Origin of the sequence: Scrofimicrobium canadense, assembly GCF_009696615.1 — a bacterium.
In the GTDB taxonomy this organism is placed as follows: domain Bacteria; phylum Actinomycetota; class Actinomycetes; order Actinomycetales; family Actinomycetaceae; genus Scrofimicrobium; species Scrofimicrobium canadense.
On sequence record NZ_VULO01000027.1, the window covers coordinates 1 to 3149 of the forward strand.

3 protein-coding genes and 1 pseudogene are annotated in these 3149 nt (G+C 61.0%); all 4 read left to right on the forward strand.

From position 1 onward, the window contains the following. Positions 1 to 348, forward strand: a pseudogene (locus FYJ24_RS12230) (IS21 family transposase); the annotation flags it as partial. Between the two features lie 14 nt (positions 349 to 362). After that, a complete protein-coding gene (gene istB / locus FYJ24_RS12235) occupies positions 363 to 1118 on the forward strand; it encodes an IS21-like element helper ATPase IstB (RefSeq protein WP_022522218.1) in 756 nt (251 codons plus the stop codon). Positions 1119 to 1182: 64 nt separating this feature from the next. Next, entirely contained in the window at positions 1183 to 1860 is a 678-nt protein-coding gene (locus tag FYJ24_RS12240; protein ID WP_154546717.1) for an IS4 family transposase, read from the forward strand. Positions 1861 to 1959: 99 nt separating this feature from the next. Continuing rightward, a partial coding sequence (mgtE, locus tag FYJ24_RS12245) for a magnesium transporter (RefSeq protein ID WP_154546718.1) occupies positions 1960 to 3149 on the forward strand: 1190 nt, incomplete at its 3' end.

The window sequence follows — 3149 nt, forward strand, 5'->3', positions numbered from 1 at the left end:
CACCAGGCCCATCAGAACTGGTCACCGGGACGGTTCCTGAACTGGGCCAATGACATCGGCCCCGGCACGCTGGGCGTGGTGCAGAAGCAGCTCAAGGATCGGCCTCATCCGGAACATGGTTACCGCGCCTGCCTGGGACTTCTGAACCTTAGTCGGCGCTACAGTCGTGATCGCCTGGAGCAGGCCTGTGCCCGGGCGCTGGCCATCCACTCCGCCAGTTACCAGAGCATCACCTCGATCCTGAAGCAGGGGCTGGATCAGTTACCGCTGCCGTTGGTCGAGGAGCCACCGGAACTGACCGAGCTGCCGGTTCACACCAACGTTCGCGGCCCCCACTACTACCACTGATCCCGGAGAAACGTATGCTAACGCACAACACCCTCGATACCTTGCGCCACCTCAAGCTGACGGGCATGGGCGATGCCCTGGAACAACAACGCGCCCAACCGGAAACCCACGACCTGGCGTTCGAGGAACGCCTTGCCCTGTTAGTGGATCGGGAGGTGCTGCACCGGGAAAACCGTCGGCTGGACCGGCTGCTCAAGGCCGCCCGCCTGCGCGTGCCGGCGTGCATCGAAGACATCGATTACCGTCATCCCCGGGGACTGGAACGCTCGCGTATGGCGGCCCTGGCGAGCAGCGACTGGATCCGCCAGTCCCTGAACCTGTGCATCACCGGGCCTACCGGTTGCGGCAAGACCTGGCTGGCCTGTGCCCTGGGCAATCAGGCCTGCCGGCAAGGCCTCTCGGTGCGCTACCTGCGAGTGCCGCGCCTGTTCGAGCAGGTGCGCATCGCGCACGGTGATGGTAGCTACGGTCGGCTGATGAACCAGTTGCTGAAGACCAACCTGCTGATCCTGGATGACTGGGGCATGCAGAAGATCACGGCGCAGCAGCGGCAGGACCTGATGGAAGTAATCGAAGACCGACACGGGCGGGGCTCCACCCTCATCGCCAGCCAGTTACCCACGGAGCACTGGCATGACTACATCGGCTCCGCCACGCTGGCAGACGCCATCATGGATCGGCTCCTGCACGGCGCTCACCGACTCAATCTGAAAGGGGAATCACTGAGAAAAACCAACGCACAAAAAACGGAATCGGTTGACCCATCGTGACCGCTCAGCGTACAAAACTCTCTCCAGCGTGAAGGCCGTGTGCAAATCGGTCACGATCACCGGAATGACCGGTCACGTTCGCCGGAATACGCACCCGGTTCGCTGCCAGCTGCCAGGGCAGGCGTGGCAACCTGTGTCAGACCTGTTTCCGCAAGCGACATCGGTACCGCGGGCGCTGGGTTCCGTGCAAATTGCTGAGAGCAATCCACTGACCACCCGCATGGTGCTCTACCATCGGCCGCCGCAGGGGCGCAAGCATCGCAACAAGCGCGGACAGGTCTCCCAGGACAGCCGCAGCCGGGCGATTGCCCAGCGCCAGAAGGAGCCCTGGGTGCTGGTCAGTAACCTACCGGCGCGCTCAACGCTGGCGGACAAGTTGGTGGCCATTTACCGGCAGCGCATGCAGATTGAAGAGGGCTTCCGCGACGTCAAGAGTCCCCAGTTCGGGCTGGGCTTCGGCATGCATCAGTCTCGCCAAGGCAAGCGGATCGAAATCCTGCTGCTGATCGCGATGCTGGCCAATGTCGTGGTGATGGTTGCCGGTCTTCAAGTCCGAGACAGCGGGCAACAGCGACGCTACCAGAGCAACACGATCCGTCATCGGAACGTTCTCTCCGTGTGGCGTTTGGGACTGGAGTGGCTGCGACGTCATTGTGTCGGTGCTGTCCCATGGCCCTCTTGGAAGACAGTTCTGACGAGCCTCCAAGGGGAAGTCAAAGAGCAGGCCTTATGCGATGGATAGCAAAGTTCGTGGGGATTCCTCAGGGTTTAAGGGGCGTTTTTTTTGTCTGTTAGTATGGTGGTCAGTCGTCCCGGATTTGAATGGCATCAGGAGAGAGCGATGGCGCTGAACGAAGAAGCCTTACAGGAATTGAAAACCGAACTGCTCGATGAGCTGGTCAAGGAAGAGCCCAGCAAGGCGCAATTGGCAGAACGCCTCGCTGAAATTCGCTCGGCCGATATTGGCGAAGTGCTGGAAGAGCTGATCGAAGAGGATGAAGAGCTACGTGCGGCCCTGACGGTGCTGGACATACTCTCCACCGAGCGAGCCGCCAATGTGCTTGGCTATCTGCCAGGCGAGAGTCAGCTCGAAGTCGTCGGTGAGCTGAGCGATACCCAAGTGCTCAAGCTGCTAGAGGAGATGGGCTCGGATGAGCGGGCGGATCTGTTCAACCTGCTCGATGAAGATCGCCGCGAAGCGTTGTTGCGCCGCATGGCGCATCAGGAGCGGGAAGATCTCAAGCGTCTTGCCAGCTATGAAGAAGGCACGGCCGGCGCCATCATGACCTCTGACTATGTAGCGATAGCCAGTGGCATGACGGTGTCACAGGCGATGATGCGAGTACGACAGACAGCGCCGGATGCGGAAACGGTCTACCAGCTCTACATACTCAACAAGGAAGGTGAGCTGGTGGGAACCATGTCTCTACGGCAGCTGATGGTCGCCCGTCCGGGTGCCATCGTCGATGACATCATGATCAAGGATGTCATCAGCACCCACGTAGACGAAGAGCAGGAAGAAGTGGCGCGTATCGTGGCGCGCTATGACCTGCTGGCGCTGCCGGTACTCGATCAGGATGGGCGCATGGTGGGGATCGTGACCCACGATGATGCCATGGACGTGGCCGAATCCGAGGCCACCGAAGATATCCACAAGGGGATGTCGATTGGCCAACTGGAAGACGGTGTCAGTCGGGTGCCCTTGGCCAGTCTTTACCGCAAGCGGGTGACCTGGCTGGTACTGCTGGTGTTTGCCAACCTGTTTTCGGGGGCTGGTATTGCGTACTTCGAAGATACCATTGCCGCCCAGGTCGCTCTGGTATTCTTCCTGCCGCTGTTGATTGACAGTGGCGGTAATGCGGGCGCCCAGGCGGCCACGTTGATGGTGCGGGGTATGGCCACCGGGGACGTAGGGGTCAAGGACTGGAGCAAGATGCTGGGCAGGGAGCTGCTGGTGGCCGGTGCACTGGGGCTGACCATGGCGTTGGCCGTCGCGCCCATCGGGGTCATGCGTGGCGGTGAGGACGTCGC

Excerpts from the sequence above, each read along its gene's own strand:
- FYJ24_RS12240 (WP_154546717.1), top strand. The coding sequence starts at position 1,183 with ATGACCGGTCACGTTCGCCGGAATACGCACCCGGTTCGCTGCCAGCTG.
- istB (WP_022522218.1), top strand. The coding sequence starts at position 363 with ATGCTAACGCACAACACCCTCGATACCTTGCGCCACCTCAAGCTGACG.